General features: G+C 70.9%; 20 protein-coding genes. 10 read left to right on the top strand and 10 right to left on the bottom strand.

Annotated features, from left to right (window positions below; genetic code table 11):
• Positions 1-90 precede the first annotated feature (90 nt).
• Both FNV62_RS17865 and FNV62_RS17860 read left to right on the top strand, forming a co-directional pair.
• Positions 91-672, top strand: coding sequence for a TMEM165/GDT1 family protein (locus FNV62_RS17865; RefSeq protein ID WP_054230968.1), 582 nt, complete (start codon positions 91-93; stop codon positions 670-672).
• 287 nt (positions 673-959) lie between these two features.
• Positions 960-1619 (top strand): HAD family hydrolase, encoded by a 660-nt coding sequence (locus FNV62_RS17860; RefSeq protein WP_205523152.1) that lies wholly within the window; start codon positions 960-962, stop codon positions 1617-1619.
• A gap of 399 nt (positions 1620-2018) precedes the next feature.
• On the opposite strand, the gene FNV62_RS17855 is transcribed toward FNV62_RS17860, so the two are convergent.
• Entirely contained in the window at positions 2019-2984 is a 966-nt protein-coding gene (locus FNV62_RS17855; RefSeq protein WP_144315391.1) for a peptidoglycan-binding domain-containing protein, read from the bottom strand.
• 189 nt (positions 2985-3173) lie between these two features.
• Here FNV62_RS17855 and FNV62_RS17850 point away from each other — a divergent pair, with 189 nt between their 5' ends.
• Positions 3174-5306, top strand: coding sequence for an MDR family MFS transporter (locus FNV62_RS17850; RefSeq protein ID WP_143613232.1), 2133 nt, complete (start codon positions 3174-3176; stop codon positions 5304-5306).
• A 33-nt stretch (positions 5307-5339) separates the two neighbouring features.
• Here FNV62_RS17850 and FNV62_RS17845 read toward each other — a convergent pair whose 3' ends face one another.
• Positions 5340-5834, bottom strand: a complete 495-nt coding sequence (locus FNV62_RS17845) for a GNAT family N-acetyltransferase (RefSeq protein ID WP_144315390.1) — start codon at positions 5832-5834, stop codon at positions 5340-5342.
• A 142-nt stretch (positions 5835-5976) separates the two neighbouring features.
• Here FNV62_RS17845 and FNV62_RS17840 point away from each other — a divergent pair, with 142 nt between their 5' ends.
• Both FNV62_RS17840 and FNV62_RS17835 read left to right on the top strand, forming a co-directional pair.
• A complete protein-coding gene (locus FNV62_RS17840; RefSeq protein WP_097284492.1) occupies positions 5977-6645 on the top strand; it encodes a hypothetical protein in 669 nt (222 codons plus the stop codon).
• Between the two features lie 13 nt (positions 6646-6658).
• Entirely contained in the window at positions 6659-7360 is a 702-nt protein-coding gene (locus FNV62_RS17835; protein ID WP_225900845.1) for a hypothetical protein, read from the top strand.
• A 187-nt stretch (positions 7361-7547) separates the two neighbouring features.
• Here FNV62_RS17835 and FNV62_RS17830 read toward each other — a convergent pair whose 3' ends face one another.
• Positions 7548-7952, bottom strand: a complete 405-nt coding sequence (locus FNV62_RS17830) for a DUF1992 domain-containing protein (RefSeq protein ID WP_060895843.1) — start codon at positions 7950-7952, stop codon at positions 7548-7550.
• A gap of 137 nt (positions 7953-8089) precedes the next feature.
• Here FNV62_RS17830 and FNV62_RS17825 point away from each other — a divergent pair, with 137 nt between their 5' ends.
• The gene (locus tag FNV62_RS17825) at positions 8090-8485 is read left to right on the top strand and encodes an FHA domain-containing protein (protein WP_054230963.1); all 396 of its coding nucleotides are present in this window, start codon (positions 8090-8092) and stop codon (positions 8483-8485) included.
• 25 nt (positions 8486-8510) lie between these two features.
• On the opposite strand, the gene FNV62_RS17820 is transcribed toward FNV62_RS17825, so the two are convergent.
• Positions 8511-9182 (bottom strand): O-methyltransferase, encoded by a 672-nt coding sequence (locus FNV62_RS17820; RefSeq protein ID WP_143613229.1) that lies wholly within the window; start codon positions 9180-9182, stop codon positions 8511-8513.
• Positions 9183-9237: 55 nt separating this feature from the next.
• Entirely contained in the window at positions 9238-10617 is a 1380-nt protein-coding gene (gene proP, locus FNV62_RS17815; RefSeq protein ID WP_373559476.1) for a glycine betaine/L-proline transporter ProP, read from the bottom strand.
• Between the two features lie 375 nt (positions 10618-10992).
• Here proP and FNV62_RS17810 point away from each other — a divergent pair, with 375 nt between their 5' ends.
• Complete coding sequence (locus FNV62_RS17810) at positions 10993-13044, top strand: bifunctional glycosyltransferase 87/phosphatase PAP2 family protein (protein WP_143601492.1); 2052 nt, start codon at positions 10993-10995, stop codon at positions 13042-13044.
• Here the strand turns inward: FNV62_RS17810 and FNV62_RS17805 are convergent.
• Positions 12998-14626, bottom strand: a complete 1629-nt coding sequence (locus tag FNV62_RS17805; protein WP_376229292.1) for a hypothetical protein — start codon at positions 14624-14626, stop codon at positions 12998-13000. The two genes, FNV62_RS17810 and FNV62_RS17805, sit on opposite strands and share 47 nt — an antisense overlap.
• A gap of 206 nt (positions 14627-14832) precedes the next feature.
• Positions 14833-16068, bottom strand: a complete 1236-nt coding sequence (locus FNV62_RS17800; protein WP_060895838.1) for a cytochrome P450 — start codon at positions 16066-16068, stop codon at positions 14833-14835.
• A 292-nt stretch (positions 16069-16360) separates the two neighbouring features.
• On the opposite strand from FNV62_RS17800, the gene FNV62_RS17795 reads away from it, so the two are divergent.
• Complete coding sequence (locus tag FNV62_RS17795) at positions 16361-17530, top strand: steroid 3-ketoacyl-CoA thiolase (RefSeq protein WP_060895837.1); 1170 nt, start codon at positions 16361-16363, stop codon at positions 17528-17530.
• On the opposite strand, the gene FNV62_RS17790 is transcribed toward FNV62_RS17795, so the two are convergent.
• Positions 17514-17717 carry a DUF397 domain-containing protein gene (locus FNV62_RS17790; protein ID WP_143607943.1) on the bottom strand — a complete coding sequence of 68 codons (204 nt, stop codon included), beginning with the start codon at positions 17715-17717 and terminating at the stop codon, positions 17514-17516. The two genes, FNV62_RS17795 and FNV62_RS17790, sit on opposite strands and share 17 nt — an antisense overlap.
• Entirely contained in the window at positions 17677-18525 is an 849-nt protein-coding gene (locus FNV62_RS17785) for a helix-turn-helix domain-containing protein (RefSeq protein ID WP_143607942.1), read from the bottom strand. Before FNV62_RS17785 ends, FNV62_RS17790 begins: the two co-directional genes overlap by 41 nt.
• A 93-nt stretch (positions 18526-18618) precedes the next feature.
• Here FNV62_RS17785 and FNV62_RS17780 point away from each other — a divergent pair, with 93 nt between their 5' ends.
• Positions 18619-19080, top strand: a complete 462-nt coding sequence (locus FNV62_RS17780) for an ATP-binding protein (protein WP_225900282.1) — start codon at positions 18619-18621, stop codon at positions 19078-19080.
• Positions 19081-19210: 130 nt separating this feature from the next.
• A complete protein-coding gene (locus FNV62_RS17775; RefSeq protein ID WP_144315389.1) occupies positions 19211-20491 on the top strand; it encodes an esterase/lipase family protein in 1281 nt (426 codons plus the stop codon).
• Between the two features lie 73 nt (positions 20492-20564).
• Here FNV62_RS17775 and FNV62_RS17770 read toward each other — a convergent pair whose 3' ends face one another.
• Entirely contained in the window at positions 20565-21275 is a 711-nt protein-coding gene (locus FNV62_RS17770; RefSeq protein WP_054230953.1) for a YoaK family protein, read from the bottom strand.
• Positions 21276-21351: the final 76 nt, after the last annotated feature.

Raw genomic sequence — 21351 nt, 5'->3', positions numbered from 1 at the left:
CGTGCGGGCGCCGATGTGTGCTGCCGTGCCGAGGTGTCGCGTAGCAGTCACAGCACTCTCGGTGGGGCAGCCCCGACCGATTGAGGGATTTTGATCAGCATCACCGTGATGGCGCTCGTCTTCGGCGTCGTCTTCCTCGCCGAGCTGCCGGACAAGACCGCGCTCGCCGGGCTCGTTCTCGGCACCCGTTATCGCGCCTCGTACGTCTTCGTGGGCGTCGCCGCCGCCTTCGCCGTGCACGTCGCGCTCGCCGTCGCCGCGGGCAGTGTGCTGACCCTGCTGCCGCAGCAGATCGTGCACGCGATCACGGGTGTGCTGTTCCTCGCCGGTGCCGCCGTGCTGCTCCTGAAGAAGGGCGACGGCGAGGAGGAGATCCGTGATCCCGCGAACCAGAGCTTCTGGAAGGTCTCGGGGGCGGGCTTCATGCTCATCCTGGTCGCCGAGTTCGGTGACCTCACGCAGATCATGACGGCGAACCTCGCGGCCCGCTACGACGACCCGCTCTCGGTCGGTCTCGGTGCGGTGCTCGCGCTCTGGGCGGTGGCCGGACTCGGCATCGTCGGCGGCAAGGCCCTGATGAAGCGGGTTCCGCTGGAGCTCATCACCAAGGTCGCGGCCATGCTGATGCTGGCGCTGGGGGTCTGGAGTCTGTACGAGGCGGTGGCGGCCTGAGCCACTGGCGCCCTGCTCGTCGGGGTGCCGTGGCCGGGTCCGACGCTCGTCCGTCGGGGTGTCGTCGCAGGGGTTGACGCTCGTCCCTCGGGGTGCCGTCGAAGGGTCCGACGCTCGTCCTGGTCGGAGGTGGTGGCGCCGGTCCCTCTTGTTTTGTATCGTGGAGAAACAAAGTGGCTCCCGTCCGCACTCCCTGACCGGCGGGCGGGGCCGCCTTGTTCCCGGGGGGCCCGGTGCTGATCCAATGGACGCCCCCGGCCCCTTCCCCCATGCTCTGGAGCCTGCCGATGACGGCCACCACCGTTCTGACCGCCCGCGCCCTCCTGCTCGACATGGACGGCACCCTCGTCAACTCGGACGCCGTGGTCGAGCGCTGCTGGCGCCGCTGGGCCGAGCGGCACGGGCTGGACGGGGACGAGGTCATGAAGGTCGTCCACGGGCGGCAGGGGTACGCGTCGATGGCGGTGCTGCTGCCGAACCGGCCCATGGAGCAGAACTACGCCGACAACGCGCGCATGCTCGCCGAGGAGACCGCGGACATGGACGGGGTCGTCGCGATTCCGGGTGCCGCGGAGTTTCTTGCCTCGCTGGAGGGGGTGCCGCATGCCCTTGTCACCTCCGCGGATGTGGGGCTGTCCACGGCGCGGATGGCTGCCGCCGGGCTGGGGCTGCCGGATGTGCGGGTCACCGCGGAGTCCGTCGGTGCGAGCAAGCCTGATCCCGAGGGTTTTCTGAAGGGTGCTGCCGAGTTGGGTGTGGCGCCTGAGGACTGTGTGGTCTTCGAGGACTCGGGGGCGGGGATTTCTGCTGGGCGGGGGGCCGGGATGCGGGTGGTCGGGGTGGGGCCCCGGGCCGGCTTTCATCGGCCGGATGTCGTCGTGCGTGATCTGACGCAGGTGCGGGTGGAGGTTGTCGGGGGCGGGACGATACGCCTGCGCATCGCCTGACACCCGTTTTCCTCGCCCCCGCCGCCCCTACCCGTCCCATCCGCGTCTGGGGGCTCCGCCCCCAGACCCCCGGGTGGGTTCGTCGGCCGCGGGCCGGTGGGGGCCGATCGCGCAGTTCCCCGCGCCCCTGGGGGGCCGGGGCTGCGCCCCAGGCCCCCCATCGGCCTCAACGGCCTCGTCGATGCGCGCCAGCGCTCTCAAGGGGCGCAGGGGATGCGGGGCGAAGCCCCCGCCTCAGGGGCGCGGGGAACTGCGCGAGCAACCCCCACCGGGCCGCAGTCGAAGTGCTCCGGGTGGGCGGGGGATGTGGGGCGCAGCCCCGTTTTTAGGGGCGCGGGGAACTGCGCGATCGGCCCCCACCGGGCCGCAGTCGGCGTGTTCACCGAACCCGCCGAACCGCTACGGCGTCTGTGTCTCGCTCTCCAGGCTCGCCCGCGTCGGCGTCCCGTACACCCCGGACTTGTCGCCCGTGATGCCACGAGCCCACTGGTAGCGGCGTACGGCGTCCTCGACCTGGCGGGAGTACGTGCCGTCGGCCCGGCCGGTGTAGAGGGACAACTGGCGCAGGCGCAGTTGGAGTTCGGTGACCTGGGGGCCCTGGTCGCCGCGGCGCAGGGTCTGGGCGGGCTGATCGCCCGTGGAGCCCTGGCCCGGCGCCAACGAGGCAGCCGCGGTGGGCGTGGGTGTGGGTGTGGGGGACTGTGCGGGGGTGGGCGGCTGTGATCGCGTCGCCGTCGCCGTCGCCGACGCTGACGCCGAGCGTGTGGGACTTCCGCCGGGTGATGGGGGTGCCGTGGTCGTGGGGGACGTGGCGCCTTCGGGGGCCGACCCCGAGCCCGATCGCGGGGACGCGGACGTCGGCGTCGGCGTCGACGTCGGCGTCGGTGACGGATCCGGGACGCTCGCCCGTACGTCGTCCGGCAGCGCCCTGTCCCGCGCGGGGGCGTCGTAAGAGAACAGCCCGCTCGCGAACCCCGCCGCCGCCACGACCGCCACCGCGGCCCCGGTCACGGCCAGCAGAGCCGTACGCCGTCGGCGCCGGGGAGGTTCCTCCGAGAGGGGGAGTGGGGCTGGTTCCGGCGGTGGGTACGGGGTCTCGTTCGCGGAGTAGACGTGTTGTACGGCGGTGAGGGCCTCCGACGGCACCGTACGCAGGCGCATGGTGGCGGGGGCGGACTCGTTCGCCGTCAGGTCCACGTACGGGCGGATGCGCAGGGGATCGAAGTCCTCCGCGGCTGCCGCCTCCGCGGTGCGCGCGTCGCGCAGGGCGTCGGACGCGCGCCGGGTGCAGGCGCAGGACGGGGTACCGTCCGGCGTCCGTGGCGCGGCGCACTCGGGGCAGACATGCCCGTTCGGTTCAGTCACGCGTTGGGTCCCTCCCCCTGAGACTCGCCCCCTCGGAACTCCCGAGGTTAGTCACATCCACCACACCTTCTCCCAGGAGCCCCCGGAATCCCGCCTTCCGCACCCGTTACAAGCTTCAACAGGCCATAACCCGCCATACCGACCACCATGGAGGGTGACCCAGACCCCAGGGGCTCATGGGAGGTCCGCATGACGGGCGAGACACCCGGTGATGTGCACGACCCGGACGCACCGCCGCACGACCCCCCGTACGGTGTGAACGAGTCGGCCGTGCGGAGGCGCTCGGCGGCCGCCGTCGACGCCAAGGAGGCGCCGGTGCACGGCAGCGTCGTCGTCTCGATCGGCGCGCTGCTGCTGGGCATGCTGCTGGCGGCCCTCGACCAGACGATCGTGTCGACCGCGCTGCCCACCATCGTCAGCGACCTGGGCGGGCTCGAACATCTGTCGTGGGTGGTCACCGCGTATCTGCTCGCGTCGACCGCGGCCACTCCGCTGTGGGGCAAACTCGGCGACCAGTATGGCCGGAAGAAGCTGTTCCAGGCCGCGATCGTGATCTTCCTCGTCGGGTCCGCATTGTGCGGAATGGCGCAGAACATGGGCGAGTTGATCGGCTTCCGGGCCCTGCAGGGCCTCGGTGGCGGTGGGCTCATCGTGCTGTCCATGGCGATCGTCGGCGACATCGTCTCGCCGCGCGAACGGGGCAAGTACCAGGGGCTGTTCGGGGCCGTCTTCGGGGCGACGAGCGTGCTGGGCCCCCTGCTCGGCGGGCTGTTCACCGAGCACCTCAGCTGGCGCTGGGTCTTCTACGTCAACCTGCCGGTCGGCGTGGTCGCGCTCATCGTGATCGCGGCGGTCCTGCACATCCCGAGGAAGTCCGCCCAGCACGTCATCGACTACCTCGGCACGTTCCTCATCGCCGCGGTCGCCACCTGTCTCGTTCTCGTGGCCTCGCTCGGCGGCACCACCTGGGGGTGGAGTTCGCCGCAGATCATCGGTCTCGCGGTGCTCGGTGTCCTGCTCGCCGTGGCCTTCGTGGCGGTGGAGCAGCGGGCGGCCGAACCCGTCCTGCCCCTGAGGCTCTTCCGCATCCGCACCTTCTCCCTCTCCGCCGTCATCAGCTTCATCGTCGGTTTCGCGATGTTCGGCGCGATGACCTATCTGCCGACCTTCCTCCAGGTCGTCCGGGGCGTGAGCCCCACCCTGTCCGGCGTGTACATGCTGCCCATGGTGTTCGGGCTGCTGCTGTCCTCGACCGTCTCCGGGCAGATCGTCAGCCGTACCGGACGCTGGAAGGTCTTCCCCATCGTGGGCACCGGTGTCACGGCGCTCGGTCTGCTCCTGCTCCACAAGCTCGACGAGCACAGCAGCACCGGCGAGATGAGCGTGTACTTCCTCGTCTTCGGCCTGGGCCTCGGCCTGGTCATGCAGGTCCTGGTCCTGATCGTGCAGAACGCGGTCTCGTACGAGGATCTGGGCGTCGCCACCTCCGGCGCCACCTTCTTCCGCTCCATCGGCGCCTCGTTCGGCGTGGCCATCTTCGGCACCGTCTTCGCGAGCCGCCTCGGCGACAACCTGGTGGCCGTGCTGACCGGAAGGCAACTGCCCGCCGGCATCACGCCGAACAGTCTCAAGGCCGACCCGAAGGGCATCGCCGACCTGCCGTCCGCGCTCCGCCAGCCCGTCCTGCACGCGTACGCCTCGTCGATCACCGACGTCTTCCTGTACGCCGCCCCGGTCGCCCTGCTCGGCTTCGTCCTGGCCTGGTTCCTGCGCGAGGACAAGCTGCGGGGTTCGGTCACGGCACCCGACATCACCGAGACGCTCGCCACCAATCCGGTGGAGCGGTCGTCGTACGACGAGGTGTGCCGCGCGCTGTCCGTGCTCGGCACCCGGGAGGGCCAGCGGGAGATCTACGAGAAGATCACCGAGCGGGCGGGGTACGACCTGCTGCCCGCCGCGAGCTGGCTGCTGCTGCGGATCAAGAAGTACGGCTGGGCGGAGCCCGCGCTGCTGGCCGAGCGCAGCACCGTACCGCTGCCCGTCGTACTGGCCGCGGCCCGGCAGTTGGAGGAGCGCCGCCTCGCCGCCCGCGAAGGGCTCGACCTCGTCCTCACGGACGAAGGCCGCGAGGTCGCCGGGAAGCTGGCCAAGGCCCGTGAGGAGTCCCTGGCGGAGCTGCTCGGCGACTGGTGGGGCCCGGACCGCCCGACCGATCTGACCAAGCTGGTCAAGGAGCTGAACGGCGAGCTGTGCGGGTCCGACGCGGAGCGGCCGCACGACGGGACGGTGCCGCGTACGCATCCGCGCGGGACACCGGCGTGAGTCCGGACACCGGCTTGAGTCCTCCGCCGGACTTCAGCGCGTCAGCTTCTTCGTGAACCAGTGGTCGGCGTAGGTCTCGTCGTTGTGCGGCTCGGTCTCCTCGTAGCGGTGCCGCGCGTACAGGGCGCGTGCCTCCACCAGGTCACCCCGGGTGTCGAGGATCAGCCGCTCGGCGCCGAGGCCGCGCGCCGCCTCCTCGGCCGCCGTGAGCAGCAGCGCCGCGCCGCCCCGTCCGCGCAACCGCTCGCGCACGAACACGCGCTTCAGCTCGCCCGTCGTGGCGTCGAGCATCCGCACCCCGGCCATGCCGCCGGGGCCGCCGCCGTAGCGCGCGACCAGCAGCACCCCGCCGGGCGCCTGGAACTCGGCACCCGGGGTCGCCGCGATCTCCCGCTCCAGTTCCTCGGGGTCGGTCGGGTGCCCCTCGTGCAGCAGGTACCAGCGGTCGCTGACCTCCGTGTAGTACGCGCGCCACAGTGCGGCGGCGACGGACGAGTCGAAGGGCTCGGGGGCGATGGTCCAGTTCATGGCGGTCATTGTCGGGAGGCGCGGCCCCTGGTTCGCAAGCGGATTTCGGCGGGGCGCCGGTGGGGGATTCGTTTGAGTGCGGGGTTCCGGGCAACCCGGTCCTCGAACCGGCCCGTCGGGTCGAGAACCCCGGAAGGCACCCATGTCCACAGGCCTCATCATCGCTTTGATCGTGATCGTGGCGGTCGCCGTCGTCGCGGCCGCGCTGATCCTTTTGGCCCGCAGGCCGCAGGGCGGGCGCACACTGCGGCGGCGCTTCGGGCCGGAGTACGACCGGGCCGTCGCCCAGCACGACGGCGACGCCAGGGCCGCCGAGCGTGACCTCGCCGAGCGGGTGAAGCGACACGGCTCGCTGCGTGAACGGCCGCTGGAGCCCGCGGCCCGCGACGAGTACGCGGCCCGCTGGGGGGCCGTTCAGGAGCGCTTCGTCGACTCGCCCCAGGAGGCGGTGGCCGAGGCGGACCGGCTGGTCGCCGAGCTGGCCGGCGCACGCGGCTTCCCCGACGGCGAGCGCTACGAGGAGCAGCTCGACGCGCTCTCCGTCCACCACGGACACCATCTGCACGGCTACCGGCGCGTCCACCAGGCCACGTACGCCACCACCGCGGGCGCCGACGGCGGCACGGAGGAACTCCGCGCGTCCATGGTGGAGGCCCGCGCCCTCTTCGAGGAGCTGCTGGCCCCGGTTCGCGAGGACGGCCGCCAGGACACCGCCGGCACCGCCCCCGCCGCGGCATCCGTCCCGGACGGGCGTTCCCACCGAGCTCATGTTCCGTCGGTACTGACCAGGCGTCATGCGAAGGGGAGTTGAGGAAGTGAAGAAGATGACTTCGGACAACGGCGATGAGAACACTCCGCGTCGTGAGGCGATGACGGGTCGCGGCGACGTCGACCCCCTCGTCCACCGGCACGCCGAGGACGCCCGGGCGACCGGCCCCGGCACCCCCGCCGACCCGGCCGTCCGCGACCCCGGCGAGGCCCCCGGCGGTGGCGAGGTCCCCGGCGGTACGGGGTCCCGCGAGACCGCGAACCCGTCCCGTTCGACGGCCGACGGCACGCGGACCATGCCCGCCGACGATCGCGACACCCGCGCAGGACAGGGCGCCGACATGCGGGTCGGGCAACAGAAAGCCATGCGCGCCATGCAGCCGGATTCCGCCCGCGCCGGGCAGCAGGAATCGGCCCGTGCCGGGCAGAGCGGTCCCACCTCCGCGGGGCAGCGCGGTACCGGTCCGCAGGGGGAAGGCGACGGGGCGTTGCTGTCGCACGACGAGTGCGACAAGTACGCGTTGCGGATGCAGCACGCCGTCGGTGGGTTCGTGGACGGCCCGCGGGCGTCCGTCGAGGAGGCGGACCATGTCCTGGAGGAGCTGACCACCGAGTTCACGGACGCCATGACCCGGCGCCGCCGCAACCTGCGGACGACCTGGCAGGCGGCCGGTGAGAGCGACACGGCCGACACGGAGAAGCTGCGGCTCGCCCTGCGCGACTACCGCGAGGTGACCGAGCGACTCCTGCACCTGTAGGTGACCGAGCGACTCCTGCACCTGTGGGAGAGCGAGCGACTCCTGCACCTGTGGGAGAGCGAGCGACTCCTGCACCTGTGGGAGAGCGAGCGCCTTCTGCACCGGTCAGGAGGCCGAACCGTCGAGTACCACCGTGAGGCCGCGCCCCGGACCATGTTCCGGGGCGCGGCCTCACCCGTCGACGGGGTCATCCGGCCCGGCGCTCGCGCCACTCCCGGACGATCTCGTCCACGTCGTACGGCTTGAGGCCGAGGGGAGGTCCCGGCGGCGGCTTGAACATGACCTCGCGGATCTTGGCGTTGATGTCCTCGACGATCCGGCGCACGACGCGCTCGGAGGGCGCCACCGAGGCCGCCGCGAGCGCGTCCTCGGCCTCCTTGCGCAGGGCCAGCGTCGGCGGCAGCACCGACAGCCCCTCGCGGGCCATCTTCCGCTTGATCCACCACAGTTCGTCGTACGGCGTGTCGGTCACGCCGGGCATCGGCCTGCCCGCACCGGGCAGGTCCGCGAACTCGCCGCGGGCCTCCGCCTCACGGATCTGTCGGTCGACCCAGGTCTCGAAGCTGACCCCGGGTGGCTTCCGTTCGGTCATGCGTCCATTGTGCCGTACGACACACGATCGGACGATCGGGAGATTTATCATGCGGCGGCGGCGCGTCAACCACACTCGGTAGCAGGAGGGTTGAAGCGCCGCGGACCGGATGAACGCTGGAACTCGAAGGAGCGCACGTGCTCGAACTCACCATGGCCTCGGTCACCGGGGCGGACGCTGGTGCGACGGCCGGAATGCTGATGGCCGACGCGCCGAGCGACCCCGGAGCCGTGCTGCGGGTGGGCCGGGACCGGGCCGTGTGCCGGCTCGCGACCCCCGACGACTGGCTGTTCGTCTCCCGGGTCCACCTGGAGTTCCTGTGCGGCCCGGACGGTACCTGGCAGGTCACCTGGCTGCACGGGTCACGCCCGGAGCCCTCCGCCGAGGTACGGCTGACGCTGGCCGGACTGCCGACCCAGGCCGTCCCGTACGGCGGGACGGCGAAGCTCCCCGCGGGAGGTTCGGGGGAGATCGTCATCCTCGACCGCACGGGACCGCACAGCGTGAACGTGGGTTTCTACCACGAGACCTGAGCCCGCCGGAGGGGGGAAGCGGGCGTCAGGCCAGCACGCGCGCCAGCGCGAACCCGTCGTACCCCTTGCTGCCCACCGTCTGGATCGCCGTACCGCTCAACTTCGGGTGGGCGGCGATCAGTTCGAGGGCGGCCCGGGTGCCCCGCACGCTCGGTTCGGCGCTGCCCGCCTCGGTGACCCGCCCGCTGCGCACGACGTTGTCGACGACGATCAGGCTGCCGGGGCGGGTGAGCTTGAGGGCCCACTCGACGTAGTGCGGGTTGTTCACCTTGTCGGCGTCGATGAACACGAAGTCGAACGGCTCCGGGTTCTCCTCGGCCAGCTTCGGCAGCGACTCCAGCGCGGGTCCCACCCGCACCTCGGTGATCTTGTCGAGGCCCGCGCGGGCGAGGTTGCGGCGGGCGACCTCGGCGTGCGTGGCGTCGTACTCGAAGGTGATCAGCCTGCCGTCGGCCGGGAGCGCGCGGCCCAGCCAGATGGTGCTGTAGCCGCCGAGGGTGCCGATCTCCAGGATGCGGCGGGCGCCCTGGATCTCGGCGAGCAGCTGGAGCAGCTTGCCCTGGTTCGGCGCGACGGCGATCTGCGGCAGCCCCGCGGCGTCGCTGTCGCGCAGGGCCGCCGTCAGGGTCTCGTCGGCGGGGGCGAGGAGGGTGGCGAAGTAGTCGTCGACTTCGTTCCAGAGCTGCGACTCGCTCATGAACCATGCCTTTCGTATGCCTAGTTAGAGGTCCTAACTAGTCCCGCGACCCAACCTACACGGCGGGCGCGGAGCCCGGCAGCGGGCGACCCGCGGACTCGGTCATGAACCACACCGCCACGCCACCGACGACGGCCGCGGCCATCATGTAGTAGGCGGGCATCATCATGTTCCCGGTCGCCCCGATGAGCGCCGTGGTCACCAGCGGGGTCGTACCGCCGAAGAGCGAGACGGAGACGTTGAAGCCGATGGACAGCGAGCCGTAGCGGACCTTCGTCGGGAAGAGCGCCGGGAGTGCGGCGGGCATCGCGGAGGTGAAGCAGACCAGCAGCAGGCCCAGCGCGCCCATGCCGAGCGCGACCGCGAGCAGACTGCCCTGGCGGATCAGCAGGAGCGCCGGCACGGACAGGGCGAGGAAGCCGACGCAGCCCGCGGCGATCACCGGGCGGCGGCCGATGCGGTCGGTCAGCGCGCCCGCGAAGGGCTGGACGATCATCATCAGCGCCATCACGCCGAGGACGACCAGCAGGCCGTGCGTCTCGTCGTACTTCAGCTCGCTCGTCAGATAGCTCGGCATGTACGACAGCAGCATGTAGTCGGTGACGTTGAAGACGAGCACCAGGCCGACGCAGAGCAGCAGCGCGCGCCACTGGCCCGCGACCATGTCGCGCAGCCGCACCTTGGGGCGGTCCGCCTCCTTCTTGGAGGCCTTCGCCAGTTCCGCCGCGAACGCCGGGGTCTCCTCCAGGCGCATCCGCAGATACAGGCCGATGATCCCCATCGGGCCCGCGATCAGGAACGGCACGCGCCAGCCCCAGGACAGCAGGTCCTCGGTGGACAGGAAGGCGGTCATGAGGGTGACCAGGCCGGCGCCGCCGATGTATCCGGCGAGGGTGCCGAACTCCAGCCAGCTCCCGAAGAAGCCGCGCTTCTTGTCGGGCGCGTACTCGGCGATGAAGGTGGAGGCGCCCGCGTACTCGCCGCCGGTGGAGAAGCCCTGGACGAGCCGGGCCGCGAGCAGCAGCAGGGGAGCGCCGACGCCGATCGTGGCGTACGACGGGATCAGGCCGATCGCGAAGGTGCCCGCCGCCATCATGATCATGGTGAGGGCGAGGACCTTCTGGCGGCCGACGCGGTCGCCGAGCGGGCCGAAGACCATGCCGCCGAGCGGGCGGACGAGGAAGGCCGCGGCGAAGGCGCCGAAAGTGGACAGCAACTGCGCGGTGGGGTTGCCGGAGGGGAAGAAGACCTTGCCCAGCGTCACCGCGATGTAGCTGTAGACACCGAAGTCGAACCACTCCATCGCGTTGCCGAGGGCCGCCGCCTTGACGGCCCGTTTGACCAGGGCCGGATCGGTGACGTAGGCCTCGGGCGGCGCGGGGGTCCGGGGTCGGGGTACGGCGGGGGTGACTGCTGTGGCGGACGGCAAGGGCATGCCCTTCGTAGGGGACGGGGACGTGGCTCACCCGGAAGTGGGCCGAAAAGCGACCATAGGGGCACTCGTCCGCATCACGTGCCGTAGGCAACTCGATGCATAGTGCAAATAAATGCGCCGTACGCAGGGGTGCAGGCCCGGTCGAGCGCCGCTTTTCCGGGGCCTCTCTGTGAGCTATGTCGCGAACGAACGGGGGAACCGGAACCATGCACGCACTATCTTCATCCGGACAAAAGGCGGGGGGCCGTCAGGTGAAGAGGGGGTTGACTGCGTCTCTCCATCGGGGCGTGCGAGCCTCGTAAGGTCCGAGCGGGGTCCGGACGCACGGGGCACGCGGGACGAACGGGACAAACGGGGTGGGAGGGTCGGCGGGGCGTGGCGAACGTTGAGCACGGCGGGACAGCGGGCAATGCCTTCGGGGCGGGGGCGGCGGAATCGGCGAGAGCGAGACTGCGCGCGATCCGGATAGGACTGTGGGTGATAGCCGCGGTCCTGGCGATACGGCAGGTCACCGTCGTGCTGAGCACCCCGAAAGGGGAACGGCTGACGGACCTGGAGACCTGGGTCGGACCCAACGGCGTCCTGCATGTGAAGGGATCGCTGTACGACTCGACGCAGTTCACCGGCACCCCCTTCGGAGGACTCGTCCTCAAACCCCTCACCCGCGCCGCCGAACAGGCGCTCGGCTGGGGCTGGACCTTCGGCAGTCTCTCGCTGGTCGTCGTGCTCGGCCTGGTCGTCGCACGCGCCCTGCCCCAGCCGGTGAGCCGGCGCACCGCCCTGCTCGCCGCGCCCGTCGCGATCAGCCTGCTGATGCTGTCACTGCCGGTGCGCAACGCCCTCTACCTCGGCCAGACCAGCATCATCCCGGTGCTGCTCGTCCTGCTGGGCTGCTTCGCCGTCCGGGGTGAGCGTGCCAGTGGCCTGCTGATCGGTGTCGCCGCCGCCCTGCAGCCCACCATGCTGCTCTTCGCGCCGCTGCTCTGGTTCACCGGGCGCCGCCGCGCCGTCGAGTCCACCGCGATCACCTTCGCCGGCCTCGGCGCGCTCGCCTGGGCCGCGATGCCGCACGACTCCACCACCTACTGGGTGCACCACCTGGCGGGCGTCGGCCTCGGCGGGGACGCCGACGACCTCTCCAACCAGTCGCTGCACGGCGCGCTGCTGCGGCTCGGCCTCAACGGCCCGCTGGAGATCACCCTGTTCCTGCTGCTGGGTGCCGCGGTCGCCGCCCTCGGCCTGCGCCGCGCCATCCGCTACGCACGGGACGGGCAGCTGCTGCTGGCCGTGGCGATCACCGGCTGTGTCGCCGTCGTCGTCTCGCCCACGTCCTGGCAGCACCAGCTGCTGTGGGTGCTGCTCGCGCTGGTCGGCAGGGTCGGCAAGAAGACCTCGGACCGCCCCATGTGGCCCGTCGCCGTCATCCTCGTCATGACGCTGCCCGCGAAGATGATGCTGCCGAACATGGCGGCGCTCTTCCCGCTGCGCGACAACGTGGTGCTGCTCGCCGCGCTCGCCGCCGCCACGATCGTGCCCTTCCTCTCCCGCACCTCGGAGTACTACCGGGCGCCGATCCCCACCGACTACGCCCGGCCCGTCCCCACGCGCTGGAAGCGGGTGCCGCTGCTCCCCTTCCTCGGCCGCGTGTTCACCCGCCCGAACCTGCTGCTCGAACTGCTCCTGATCCGCGTCGGCTACTCCGCCTACCAGCAGGTCAGGCTCGCCGCGACGGGCGGTACCAACGCGGGCGGCCGGACCACCGCCGAACACCACGGCGACCAGATCCTCTCCATCGAGCGGTTCCTGCACATCGACATCGAGCACTGGGTCAACCACGCCGTGTTCAAGGTCGAGTGGCTGCGGGACTTCTTCGACTTCTATTACGAGTCGTTCCACTTCGTCGTCCCGCTCACCGTCCTCGCCGTGCTCTACGCCCGCCGCCCCGGCGACTACCGCTGGGCGCGCTCGGCGCTCGGCTTCGCCACCCTCATCGCGCTCCTCGGCTTCTGGCTCTTCCCGCTCGCCCCGCCGCGCCTGATGCCGGGCCTCGGCGTCGTCGACACCGTGCACGGCGTGCAGGACTTCTCCAAGCCGGACTACGGCACGCTGACCGCGCTGACCAACCAGTACGCGGCGATGCCCTCGCTGCACTTCGGCTGGTCCCTGTGGTGCGGAGTCGTCATCGCGGTCCTGGCGCCCAAGTGGTGGATGAAGGCGCTCGGTCTGCTGCACCCGCTGTTCACGGTCTCCGCGATCGTGGCGACCGGCAACCACTGGGTGCTGGACGCGGTGGGCGGCGCGGCCGTCGTCGGCGCGGGCTTCGGCCTGACTCACCTCCTCCAGGGGCCGCGGCCGAGGCCGCTGATGAAGCCCGTGGAGGTCAGCATGAAGGAGCCGGTCCCGGCGACGGGCCGTACCCCGAGCTGATCCGGTACTCACCCGGCTCGGTCACCGTCAGCCGCGTGAACTCGCCGTCCCGTGTCAGGCAGCCGCCCGGCGCGCGCAGCCAGGGCGAGTACGCGACCCGCACGGTCACCGGGCCGGGCCTCGGCACGCGTACGTCCACCTCGGCGCTCGTCGTGCGCAGCACGGAGCCGGGCGCCGACACCAGCGGCACGGCGTCGCGCACCCGCAGCACCTGCCAGTTGGCGTCGCTCCACACCGGCTCCAGCCACGCGGGCCGGCTCCGCACCAGCCGCGCCTCCGCCTCGGCGAACCCGTCCGGCTTTCCCGCCGGCAGCACGACGAATCCCACCGCCCAGCGGTCCAGCCAGGCCCGATAGGTCGCCTCCGAGAACGTGCCGTCGTAGAAGAGCCGCCCCCGCTCCATGTCCAGCTGACGGTTCCAGCCGCGCGCCAGGTTCACATGCGGGGCGAGCGTGGAGGCCTCGCGGTGGTTGCGGGCCGGGACCACCTCGACACGGCTGCGGCCGGCGCCGAGCCGCTCCAGCGTCCGTACGACGCCGTGCGTGTCGGCGGCCCAGGCGGGCACGGCCGTGGACACCTCCAGGTCGTCCACGGTCTTCTGCCCGACCCAGGCGACGGAGAGCACGAGCGCCACCACCAGCGCCACGCGCCGCACCACATGCCGCCCCCCGGGCGCGGTGAGCAGCGCCGCGAGGAGCGCGGCGGGCGCGAACAGCTCCGCGAACCGCTCCACGTTCGTCCCCACCGGGGAGGCGATCAGGTACGTCAGCACGGTCCCGACCGCGTACACGACCCCGCACCACCGGGCCACCCGCCAGCCGCGCGGGGCCAGCGTGGAGATGGTCAGCCCCAGCAGCACGGGCGGCCAGATCCGGCCCGAGGGCATCAACTGCTGTCCGGCGAAGGGGAACAGCAGTGTGGTCGCCCCGACGACGACCACCGGCGGCACCAGCAGCACCGCGGCCCGCACCCGGTCCCGTACGGCGAGATGTCCGGCGCCCACCACCACCAGGAACAGTCCGGCCACCGGGCTCGCCATGGTCGCCAGTGCCGCGTACGCCGCCGCCTGCAGCGTCCGCCGCTCGCCCGTCAGCAGCACACAGGCGGCGAGACCGAGGGCGACGCCCAGCGCGAAGGTGGTACGCCCGGAGGCGACGTCGCACCACAGCGCGAGCGAGGCCAGCAGCGCGGGGCCCACCGGTCGCCGTATCCCCGTGCGGGCGATCAGTACGGCGGCCAGCCAGGTGGCGGCGAGCCCGGAGACCACCGTCACCGGGCGCACACCCAGCGCGGCCATCAGATACGGCGAGATCAGGCTGTAGTTGGCGGTGTGCATCCCGCCGTACCAGAAGAGGTTGTACGCCGATCCGCCGTGCCGCGCCACGAACTCCGCCCACGCCACCTGGGCCGCGAGATCGCCACCGCCGGTCGCGAGGAAGGCCCACCACACCGCGTACAGCGGCAGCACGGGGAGGGTGGCGAGGAGAGGGAGACGGTGGCGCAGCCAGAACGCGTGAGGCGGGCGTTCTCCGCGTACGGCCGGGTGGTCGGGCCGGACGGGGGTCAGCTCGGCAGAGACCACGGTGCACCGGTTCCGTTCGAAGCGTCGGTTGTCTTCGGAGGTGGGGGGATGGCTGAGCCACCGGTGAAGACGCGAAACGGAACGGTGACGTTCATCGGAGGTTCGTCTCGGGGGAGGCAGGGGCGGGGCGTAGGAAGGATGCCCCTGCCTCCCGCGGGACGGGCCGGCGGACACCGGGAGTCCGTCGGCCCGAGCGTGCGGTGCGGTCAGCCGGCGTCGACCTGGAGTTCCTTGACGCCGTTGATCCAGGCGGAGCGCAGTCGGCGCGGGTCGCCGACCAGGGTGAGGTCCGGCATCGCGTCGGCGATCGCGTTGAAGATGAGGTCGATCTCCAGGACGGCCAGGGACTTGCCGAGGCAGTAGTGGGGGCCTCCGCCGCCGAAGCCGAGGTGGGGGTTGGGGTCGCGGGTGATGTCGAAGGTGTCCGGGTCATCGAAGACCTCGGGGTCGTGGTTGGCGGAGGCGTAGAAGATGCCGACGCGGTCGCCCTTCTTGATCTGCTTGCCGCCGAGTTCGGTGTCCTGGGTGGCGGTGCGCTGGAAGGAGACGACCGGGGTCGCCCACCGCACGATCTCCTCGGCCGTGGTCGCCGGGCGGGTGCTCTTGTACAGCTCCCACTGCTCGGGGTGGGTGAGGAAGGCGTGCATGCCGTGGGTGATGGCGTTACGGGTGGTCTCGTTGCCGGCGACCGACAGCATCAGCACGAAGAAGCCGAACTCGTCGGAACCGAGGTTGCCCTCGTCCTCGGCCGCCACCAGCGTGCTGACGATGTCCTTGGCCGGGCACTGCTTGCGGTCGGCGGCCATGTTCATGGCGTACGAGATGAGCTCGGCGGCCGACTCGGCGCCGACCTCCTCGGTGATGGCGTACTCCGGGTCGTCGTACGCGATCATCTTGTTGGACCACTCGAAGATCTTGATGCGGTCGTCCTGGGGGACGCCGATCAGCTCGGCTATCGCCTGGAGGGGCAGTTCGCAGGCGACCTCGGTGACGAAGTCGAAGGGTCCCGAGTGGGCGCGGGCGCCCTCGACGATCGCGAGGGCGCGGGAGCGGAGCCGTTCCTCCAGCGCCCGGATGGCCCTTGGCGTGAAACCGCGTTGCACGATCTGGCGGACACGGGTGTGCTCGGGTGGGTCCATGTTGAGCAGGATCAGCCGCTGGGCGTCGATCGCGTCGCGCTGCATGTGCTCGTGGAAGCGGATGATCGCGGTGTTGAGGTAGGAGGAGTAGATCTCCGGGTGCGTGGAGACGTACTTGACGTCCGCGTGCCGGGTCACCGCCCAGTAGCCCTCGTCCTGGAAGCCGGCCAGACCGGCGGGCTGGGGGATCCAGCGGACGGGTTCGGCCCGGCGCAGTTCGGCGAACTCCGGCAGGGGCACGCGGTGGTGCAGCAGATCGGGGTCGGTGAAGTCGAACCCGTCGGGCAGCGCGGGACAGGGCATCGGCGACCACCCACCATTCTGACGGTCCATCAGGAATCCGGAATTGCCGTGAAGGTAGTAACGGGTTCTACAAGTCGCAAGGGGTATGGCGCCCCGAATTCCGTGGGGAGTTCGTGCAGATCACGACTTCGGGCGCTGCACGACCCTTGCGGCGCGGGGGCTCCGATCCGCAGACTGCACACAGAACTGGTACGCGTTCTAGTTCTGCGCGGTGGGTGGGCCGGGACGCCCCGCGCTGCGCGGGTCAGCAGGGCCTGGCCGCCGGACAGGCCTGAGGAGAGGACGAGCCCCCATGGCCGCGGAACCCGTGATCGTCGAAGCCGTACGCACCCCCATCGGCAAGCGAGGTGGCGCGCTCGCCAACCTCCACCCCGCCTATCTCCTGGGCGAGACCTACCGTGAACTCCTCGGCCGCACCGGCATCCACGCCGACTGCGTCGAGCAGATCGTCGGCGGCACGGTGACGCACGCCGGCGAGCAGTCCATGAACCCCGCGCGCACGGCCTGGCTCGCCATGGGCCTGCCGTACGAGACGGCGGCGACGACGGTCGACTGCCAGTGCGGCTCCTCGCAGCAGGCCTCCCACATGGTGGCCAACATGGTCGCGGCGGGCGTCATCGACGTCGGGATCTCGTGCGGCGTCGAGGCGATGTCGAGGGTGCCGCTGGGCTCCGGCTCCAAGCACGGCCCCGGGAAGCCGTTCCCGGACGAGTGGAACGTGGACCTGCCCAATCAGTTCGAGGCCGCCGAGCGCATCGCGCGACATCGTGGCCTGACGCGCGAGAACGTCGACTCGCTGGGGCTCGTCTCCCAGGAGCGCGCCGCGAACGCCTGGGCGGAGGAGCGCTTCAAGCGCGAGACCTTCGCCGTCCAGGTGCCGACCACCGAGGACGAGCAGCGGGCCGGACAGGGCATGTGGCGCCTCGTCGACCGCGACGAGGGGCTCCGCGACACGTCCATGGAGGCGCTGGCCGGCCTCAAGCCGGTGATGCCCACGGCCGTCCACACGGCGGGCAACTCCTCGCAGATCTCGGACGGCGCGGCGGCGATCCTCTGGGCGTCCAAGCGGATGGCCCGGGCGCTGAAGCTGCGCCCGAGGGCGCGGATCGTGGCCCAGGCGCTGGTGGGTTCGGACCCGCACTTCCATCTGGACGGGCCGATCGACGCGACGCGCGCGGTGCTGGGCAAGGCGGGGATGTCCTTGAAGGACATCGACCTCGTGGAGATCAACGAGGCGTTCGCCTCAGTGGTGTTGAGCTGGGCCCAGGTCTTCGAACAGGACCTGGAGAAGGTCAACGTGAACGGCGGTGCGATCGCGCTCGGGCACCCCGTCGGGGCGACGGGTGCCCGGCTGATCACCACCGCCCTGCACGAACTGGAGCGACGGGACAAGGAGTTCGCGCTGATCACGATGTGCGCGGGCGGCGGACTGGCCACCGGGACGATCATCCAGCGGTTGTAGTCCACGAGACGAAGGTGGCGAAGGCGGCGGGGGCGATCGTGAGGATCGGGCCGGTGGGGTTTTTTGAGTCTCGTACGGCGATGGTGGTGTCCAGGGTTTCGGCGATCTCTATGCACTGTCCGCCCTGGTCACCGCTGTAGCTCGACTTACGCCACTGGACCGCCGTCAGAATCGCGTTGTTCTCCATAGCGTTCCTCCATCGCGCGCCGGATCAGCTCCGCCGAGTCCCTGAGGGAGAGCGCGGAAGCTCGGAGATGATCGTAACGGAGTGAACAGTCCTTGACCGTGTCCGGGCTGGCGGTCGGATGCCCGCTTCCGTAGCTCTCGGTGTAAACGATGGTCGGGTCACTCGCGAAGCGGTAGAGGTCGAACGAGCCTTGCAGTCCAGCGTGTTCTCCAGCCGAGAACGGCAGCACCTGGATGTTGATCCGGGAGTTGTCCTCGAACGACAACAGGTGGGCGAGTTGCTCTCGCATGGTCTTCGGGCCGCCGATCTGCTGGTGCAGCGCGGCCTCGCTGAGGACCGCCCAGAAGACCGGCGGTTCCCCCTTCTCCAAGATGCGCTGGCGGGCCAGCCGTACAGCGGTACGGTCGTCAAGGTCGGTCTGGTCCAGTGCGCCCAGCACGGCACGCGCGTATGCGTCGGTCTGGAGGAGACCGAGGACCATGTGCGTCTGGAAGGAACAGATCTCGACCGCCCGCGCCTCCAACTCCGCCACCTGTTGGAACCAGGCCGGAAGTTGACTACGCATCACCAGTCCGACCAGCCGGGACAGTAACCCACCCGTTCCCAGCGCCGCGTCCACCCGCTCGCTGAACTCCGGCGTCGGCAGCTTCCTCGCCGTCTCGATCTGGCCGACCAGTGAGCCGGTGTAGTTGACGATGTCGCCGAGCTGCCGCTGTGTCAGGCCCGCGGACTCGCGATGGCGTCGCAACTCGAACCCGTAGTAGTCGAGCGGGGACGCGCCCGGGTCGAGGATGTTGATATGGGTCACGTACGGCCCCTCTCGCGCGCAACTCGGTCCACTCCGGGACCCGTTGTATTCGTTCCGTAGCCGAGCGTAGTCGTGCGAGGTCAGTCTCGTAGCGTGAACGAACACATTCCCCCCACCCTCCTGGGCCCCCGCCCCGCCCAGTACGCGATGCGGATCACCGTCGGCGCACACTCGGTCCGGCACATCCGGCGGATCGTCAGGTCGCTGCTGGAGGAGTGGGACTTGGCGGAGCTGGCCGACTCCGTGGAGCTGGCCGTGACCGAGCTGGTCGCCAACGTCGTACGCCATGTCCCGGACCGGCGCTGCGCGTTGCTGGTGCTGCGGCTGACGGCAGGTGTGAGGGTGGAGGTCGCGGACGGCTCCCCGCAACCACCCCGCGTGCCCGCCGAGTTGTCGCCGGAGGCGGAGGGCGGGCGCGGGCTCGTGCTGCTCGACGCGGTGGTCGACAAGTGGGGTGTGGGCCCGGGGCCCGGGGGTGGCAAGACGGTCTGGTTCGAGTGCCGACCGGCTCGGCCGCCGGGCCAAACCCGGGGGGCTGGGAATCACTCATGGTGATGATGATCGTGCGAGGGAACCCGAACATCCGTTTTTGCCCCCTGATGATGAGCCTCACATCCACATCGCACGACCCCGGGGCATATGCCCCGGGGTCTTCGTGCGGCCCGACGGAAGGGGATCAACCGCAGTGAGCAATGAGAAGGCGGCCCGCGAGCAGCAGTACGTCGGTTCGATCGGGCTGATGGCCCCGCTGGACCAGCCGAAGCCGCCACCGGCCCCGGCGCCGGACGAGACGTGGCACTTCGGACGGCACCTGAACGCCGACCAGGAGGGCCAGGAAGGCTACGTGCCGGTCTACGACGGCACCGCCTGGGTGTACTACGGCAAGGGCCACAGCGGTGTGCAGCGGCCGGTGCTGATGTCCGACGGCTTCAACATGGGGCCGAGCAGTCTGGACGAGCTCTACGACGGCTTCGAGCGGGGCGAGTACCCGCTGATGAGCCAATTGCGCGAGCGCGGGCGGGACGCGGTCATCTTCGGCTACGGGGAGCGCTCCGCGTCGATCCTCGACAACGCCGGGTACGTGATCGAGGCGATCACGAGGCTGATCGACGAGCGCACGGGCAAGGCACCGCTGGTGGTCGGCGGGTTCAGCATGGGCGGTCTGGTCACCCGCTATGCCCTGGCGCGGATGGAGACCCAGAAGATGGACCACCAGACCGAGATGTACTTCTCCTACGACAGCCCGCACCGCGGCGCGTGGGTGCCGATCGGTCTGCAGGCGTTCGCGCACTACATCAAGCGCGGCAACCCGGCCAACAGCGCGCTGTCGGACCAGATCAACAGCCCGGCCTCGCGCGAGCTGATGTGGCGGCACATCGAGACGGTGGACGGCACTCCCGGGCAGGACAAGGCCCGCTCCGACTTCCTCGCCGCCCTGGAGCGCGTCGGCAGCTGGCCGAGGCGACCGCGGAAGATCGGTGTCGCCAACGGCACCGGGAACGGCCAGGGCACGGGGATCGCGCCCGGCGCGGAGGCGTTCCGCGCCACCGGGGTGCTGTTCCCCGGCACCACCATCTACACCCAGTCCGAGGGTGACGACGCCCTGGTCGCCGAACTGAAGGCGAACTTCGGGAAGAACGAGACGATCACCACCGACGGGTTCCCGGAGATCGACGGCGCTCCCGGCGGCACCCTGGCGACCTTCGCCATCGCCGCCAACACGCTCAACAAGCTGATCCCCGGCAGTGCCGTGGCCCCGGTCCCCGAGATCTGCTTCGTGCCCTCGGTCAGCGCGGTGGCCGTCCGCGACCTGGACACCACCGCCCTGTTGAACACCGACATCGACGCCCTCGACCCCAGCGAGAGCGAACTCGACGCGTTCCTGTGCGCCTCCCAGAACGAGGAGCACACCAAGATCACCGAAGAGCTGTGCACCTGGCTCCTCGCCGAAATCGACCAGCGGTAGCCCCGCCGGGATCCGTGACGGTCACAGCCGCCCGGCCGCGGCAGCACATCGGTGCTGCCGCGGCCGGTCCGCGTCACTCCCGACCGGACGTCGCGACCGCCAGCACCCCCGCCAGCACTGCCGCGAGCAGCAGGGGGATGCCCAGGCCGTGGTGGATCACCAGCCACGCGCCGAGTGCCGCGCCCGCCAGCATGGCGATGACGGCCGCCGTACGGCGCGGGGAGCGGTGGCCCGAGCCGTCGCCGACCGCGGACTCGGAGGCGAGGCCGGTCAGGGTCATCGTCAGGACGGTGGTCGTGAGGTCCGGCACACCGAGTTTGCGGACCGTCGCGTTGCGCAGGCCCATCGCGAAGGCCGTGAGGGCGATCAGGGTGTAGGTGGTCGCGGTGGCGCCCGGCGCGACGAAGGCGACCACCGCGGACACGCCCACGAACACCGTCTCCGCGACGAGTGTGACCCGCGCCCAGGTCCGGCGCGAGCCGCCGCCGTAGCGGCCCGCGATCCGGCCCCCGGCCGCCGCGCCCGCCAGGAAGAAGGCCAGCGAGGTCGAGGTGTGCGGGATGGAGAAGCCGGGGGCGCCGGCCGCGGCGAAGCCGAGTACCACCACGTTGCCGGTCATGTTCGCCGTGAAGACGTGCCCGAGCCCCAGATAGCTCACCGCGTCGATCAGCCCGCTCACCACGGTCAGCGACAGCAGCACCACCACCAGACGCACTCCGCGCGCCTCGGGGTCGGCGGGCCGTGGCCCGATGTTCCCCGCGCCCTCTGCGCTCGGATCGCTCATGGGGGCTCCGGGGGGAGGTGGCGGGCACGGTGCGCTCAAGTCCACCACGTACGCGGGGGGACTCCCGGACACCGGG

The organism is Streptomyces sp. RLB3-17, assembly GCF_007113425.2.
Classification (GTDB): domain Bacteria; phylum Actinomycetota; class Actinomycetes; order Streptomycetales; family Streptomycetaceae; genus Streptomyces; species Streptomyces mirabilis_D.
Note: the sequence above shows the minus strand (reverse complement) of the source record. Positions and strands in the feature narration are given on the sequence as shown.

Coding starts and splice junctions, on each gene's coding strand:
- FNV62_RS17840 (WP_097284492.1), top strand. CDS start 5,977: ATGTCCACAGGCCTCATCATCGCTTTGATCGTGATCGTGGCGGTCGCC.
- FNV62_RS17830 (WP_060895843.1), bottom strand. CDS start 7,952: ATGACCGAACGGAAGCCACCCGGGGTCAGCTTCGAGACCTGGGTCGAC.
- FNV62_RS17790 (WP_143607943.1), bottom strand. CDS start 17,717: ATGGAGAACAACGCGATTCTGACGGCGGTCCAGTGGCGTAAGTCGAGC.
- FNV62_RS17820 (WP_143613229.1), bottom strand. CDS start 9,182: ATGAGCGAGTCGCAGCTCTGGAACGAAGTCGACGACTACTTCGCCACC.
- FNV62_RS17800 (WP_060895838.1), bottom strand. CDS start 16,068: ATGCCCTGTCCCGCGCTGCCCGACGGGTTCGACTTCACCGACCCCGAT.
- FNV62_RS17835 (WP_225900845.1), top strand. CDS start 6,659: ATGACTTCGGACAACGGCGATGAGAACACTCCGCGTCGTGAGGCGATG.
- FNV62_RS17795 (WP_060895837.1), top strand. CDS start 16,361: ATGGCCGCGGAACCCGTGATCGTCGAAGCCGTACGCACCCCCATCGGC.
- proP (WP_373559476.1), bottom strand. CDS start 10,617: ATGCCCTTGCCGTCCGCCACAGCAGTCACCCCCGCCGTACCCCGACCC.
- FNV62_RS17770 (WP_054230953.1), bottom strand. CDS start 21,275: ATGAGCGATCCGAGCGCAGAGGGCGCGGGGAACATCGGGCCACGGCCC.
- FNV62_RS17845 (WP_144315390.1), bottom strand. CDS start 5,834: ATGAACTGGACCATCGCCCCCGAGCCCTTCGACTCGTCCGTCGCCGCC.
- FNV62_RS17850 (WP_143613232.1), top strand. CDS start 3,174: ATGACGGGCGAGACACCCGGTGATGTGCACGACCCGGACGCACCGCCG.
- FNV62_RS17860 (WP_205523152.1), top strand. CDS start 960: ATGACGGCCACCACCGTTCTGACCGCCCGCGCCCTCCTGCTCGACATG.